The sequence below is a fragment of the Sphingomonas sp. CCH9-F2 genome (assembly GCF_001556735.1).
Lineage (GTDB): Bacteria > Pseudomonadota > Alphaproteobacteria > Sphingomonadales > Sphingomonadaceae > Sphingomonas > Sphingomonas ginsenosidimutans.
In genome coordinates this window covers 1-1,085 of the sequence record NZ_LSJO01000511.1, presented here as the reverse complement: position 1 = coordinate 1,085, position 1,085 = coordinate 1, and the positions used below count along the sequence as shown (strand labels likewise).

Sequence of the window (1,085 nt, the reverse complement as noted above, 5' to 3'; positions counted from 1 at the left end):
GCCGCCGTAATCGACGAAAGCGGCCTGCAGCGACGGCTCGACGCGCGTCACCTTGGCCAGATAGATATTGCCCTTGAGCTGCTTGCGCTCGGCACTTTCGAAATCGAATTCCTCGATCCGGTTACTCTTGACGACGGCCACCCGGGTCTCTTCCCGGTGGCGTGCGTCGATCAGCATGCGCGTGGTCATTGAACGGTCTCCACGCGCCCGGCCTGCCCGCATGGGGCGCCGCGGCGCGACGATAAGGCGCGGCCGCCCGCCCGAAGGGGGCGGCGGCGCGGATGGTGATGGGTGCTGCTGTCGCTGGCCGCAGGTCCCGGACGTGCCGGGGACCGACGAAGGCCGCGACCGTACCGTCACCGCCGGCAGGGGCCGGTCGGAACAGCGGTCGGGCGGAATACGGCATTGCGAGCGTCAACCTGATGGCCCGGTGCCGGCGACATGCCGGGCGGGCAGTTAGTTCGGGGAGCAAGTTGCGCGCCAGGCACGCTCCTTTCCCCGAAATGACGGGGTAGCATTGCCGCGCGCGCGCATCAACCGGCACGTTTCGGCCGGCGACATGGCAAAGGCGGCGGCAATCTCTTTCCGAACATGGCGTTAACCGCGCACGGCAACCGCGGCTTGAAAGCGCGCTGCCTACACCGCCGGCATGATGCAGCGCACGGCGAGGATCGACAGGCAGCGGGCTTTTCGCTGGACCGCATGGGGACGGTGGCGGCATGGAGGCGGCGTGTCGTTGCTTGCCGTCCTGTTGCTGGGCCTGTTCCCCGGCGCGCCCGCGCTGGCGGCGACGGTCGAGCGTGTCGATGTCGGCACGGACGGCGTCACCATCCGCTTCGACGCGGCGGTGGCGCGCGCGGCCAGCTTCGTCCTGCCCGGACCGGACCGGATCGCGATCGACGTCGACGGCGCGCAGCCGGCCGCATCATCGTCGGCGGCGGGTGCGACCGTGCGGATGGCGCGGCGCGGGCAGGACGGCGCGCGCATCGTGCTGGACCTGGCGCAGCCGATGGTGGTGGCGGGCGGGCGCTTCGTCGATGGCGGGCGCGCGCTGGCGCTGCGGCTGCGACGCGTCGATACGGCCG

General features: G+C 71.2%; 1 protein-coding gene and 1 pseudogene. One reads left to right on the top strand and one right to left on the bottom strand.

Features of this window, described 5'->3' with window-relative positions:
- Positions 1–189, bottom strand: a 189-nt coding sequence (locus AX685_RS14580; RefSeq protein ID WP_156445832.1) for a hypothetical protein, incomplete at its 3' end; no start/stop codon positions are given.
- Between the two features lie 541 nt (positions 190–730).
- Here AX685_RS14580 and AX685_RS14575 point away from each other — a divergent pair.
- A pseudogene (locus AX685_RS14575) lies at positions 731–1,085 on the top strand (AMIN domain-containing protein); the annotation flags it as partial.